Origin of the sequence: Nocardia jiangsuensis (assembly GCF_042650385.1) — a bacterium.
GTDB lineage: Bacteria > Actinomycetota > Actinomycetes > Mycobacteriales > Mycobacteriaceae > Nocardia > Nocardia jiangsuensis.
Window position 1 is genome coordinate 2,940 of record NZ_JBHSAX010000037.1, and the last position, 2,874, is coordinate 5,813.

The following is a 2,874-nucleotide window of genomic DNA, read 5'->3' on the forward strand; positions in this document are numbered from 1 at the left end:
GCTCTTCGAGTCCGGCGCGCTGCGCCCGCCGCCGATCCGGAGCTGGGATGCGCGCCGCGCCGTGGACGCGCTGCGTTTCGTGCAGCAGGCCAGGCACATCGGCAAGGTGGTGCTCACCATCCCGCAGCCGTGGAACACCGACGGCACGGTGCTGATCACCGGCGGCACCGGCGTTCTGGGTGCGGCCCTGGCGCGCCACCTGGCCACCACCGGGACCACCGGACTGGTCCTCACCAGCCGACGCGGCGCCGAGGCCCCGGGCGCGGCGGAGCTCGTCGCCGAGCTGACCCGCGCAGGCGCAACCGCCGAGGTGGTGGCCTGCGATGTCACCGACCGGGACGCGGTCGCCGCGCTGCTGGCGGGAATCCCGGACTTGACGGCGGTCGTGCACGCGGCCGGTGTGCTCGACGACGGGGTGGTCGAATCGCTCACCCCGCGGCAGGTGCGGTCGGTGCTGGCCGCCAAGGCGGACTCCGCCCGGCACCTGCACGAGCTTATCGGCGAGCTGCCACTCGTGCTGTTCTCCTCCGCCGCGTCGGCCTTCGGCAATGCCGGGCAGGCGAACTACGCGGCGGCCAACGCCTACCTGGACGCGCTGGCTACCACGCGCCGGTCGCACGGCCTTCCGGCGGTGTCGATCGGCTGGGGGCTGTGGGAGCGGGCCAGCGCCATGACCGGTGCGCTGACCGGCACCGACCACGCCCGCATGACCCGCGGTGGCATGCGCCCGCTGCCCACCAGCCGCGGCCTCGCGCTCTTCGACGCGGCCGTCGCCGGCGTCGCCCCGGCGGTGCTCGCCATCGACCTCGACCACGGCGCACTCCGCAGGCACCCGGAGACGATCCACCCCCTGCTCCGCGACCTGGTGCGCGCGCCGGCCCGCCGGATCGCCGCCGACGGTGCCGAGACGCAGGCGGGAGCGACCGCCAGATTGGCGACGATGACCGAGCCCCAGCGATACCGCTATCTGTCGGAGCTGGTCCGCGGCCATGCCGCCACGGTGCTCGGGCACAGCGCTGCCTCCGGTGTCGACGCCGACCGGGCCTTCCGCGACCTGGGTTTCGACTCCCTGACCGCCGTCGAGCTCCGCAACCGCCTGGCGAGCAGCACCGGCGTCACCCTGCCCTCCACCCTGATCTTCGACCACCCCACCCCGGACGCCGTCACCCGCCTCCTGCTCCGGACCCTCGGCACCGGCGCCGACGGCCCGGCTATCGAGAGCCCGGCCGCTGCGGCCACCGGTGACACCATCGCGGTGGTCGGGATGGCCTGCCGGTTCCCCGGCGGGGTCGGCACCCCGGAGCAGCTGTGGGAGCTGGTGATCGGGGCCGGTGACGCCATCACCGTCATGCCGGACGACCGCGGGTGGGATATCGCCGCGATCTACGACCCCGATTCCGCCGGCGTCGGCACCTCGTACTCGCGCGAGGGCGGTTTCCTGCACGACGCGGGCGATTTCGACGCCGGGTTCTTCGGGATCTCGCCGCGCGAGGCGCTGGCGATGGACCCCCAGCAGCGGCTGATGCTCGAGGTCGGCTGGGAAGCGCTCGAGAACGCCGGAATCAATCCGAAGGCATTGCGCGACAGTGATACCGGGGTATTCGCCGGGGTCACGTATCACGATCACGCTTCCCGGCTGCGAAGCGTCCCCGAGGGGCTGGAGGGGTTGCTCGGTACCGGTAGCTCGGCCAGTGTGGTGTCGGGCCGATTGTCCTATGTCCTCGGCTTGCACGGCCCGGCCATGACGATCGATACCGCATGCTCGTCCTCCCTGGTCGCCACCCATCTGGCGGCGCAGGCGCTGCGCGGTGGTGAGTGCTCGCTGGCACTGGCCGGTGGCGTGACGGTGATGGCCACCCCGAGCACCTTCGTGGACTTCAGCAGGCAGCAGGGGATCGCGGCCGATGGCCGCTGCAAGGCCTTCGATGCCGCCGCCGACGGTTTCGGCCCGTCGGAGGGTGTGGGTGTGCTGGTGCTGGAGCGGCTCTCGGACGCGCGGGCGAACGGCCATCCGGTCCTCGCGGTCCTGCGCGGTAGCGCGGTCAACCAGGACGGTGCGTCGAACGGGCTGACGGCGCCGAACGGACCGGCGCAGCAGCGGGTGATCCGCCAAGCGCTCGCCTCGGGCGGCCTGCGGACCGCCGACGTCGATGTGGTCGAGGCGCACGGCACCGGCACCGCGCTCGGTGACCCCATCGAGGCGCAGGCCCTGCTGGCCACCTACGGGCAGGACCGCTCGGAGCCGCTGTGGCTGGGGTCGGTGAAGTCGAATATCGGCCACACCCAGGCGGCGGCCGGTGTCGCCGGGGTGATCAAGATGATCATGGCGCTGCGGCACGAGGTGCTGCCGGCGACGCTGCACGTGGACGAGCCGACGCCGCACGTGGATTGGTCGTCGGGCGCGGTCTCGCTGCTGACCTCCGCGCGGGAGTGGCCGGTCAACGGCCGTCCGCGGCGCGCGGCGGTCTCTTCGTTCGGGATCAGCGGCACCAACGCGCACGTGATCCTCGAGCAGGCGCCCGATGCTGCCGAACCGGAACCGGAGGTCGCCGAGGGGCCGGTGGCATGGGCGCTGTCCGCGCGGGGGCCGGAAGCGCTCGCCGCACAGAATCGGCGGCTCGCTCACTGGGTGCGCGAGCATCCCGAGCTGGATCCGGTCGACATCGGGTGGTCGCTCGCGACCCGTGCGGTGTTCGAGGACCGGGCCGTGGTGGTCGGTAGCGACCGTGCCGAGTTGCTTGCCGCACTCGACGCGGGTGTGCTCGCCGTTTCGAAGGCGGGCGGTCTGGCAGTGATCTTCGGTGGGCAGGGTTCGCAGCGGCCGGGGATGGGCCGTGAACTCGCGCGGGCTTTTCCGGTGTTCGCCGGAGCTTT

1 protein-coding gene is annotated in these 2,874 nt (G+C 72.8%); it reads left to right on the forward strand.

Going from position 1 to position 2,874, the window contains the following annotated elements:
• Window positions 1-2,874: type I polyketide synthase (locus ACFO0B_RS31505; protein ID WP_378617399.1), on the forward strand; the 2,874-nt coding region annotated here is incomplete at both ends.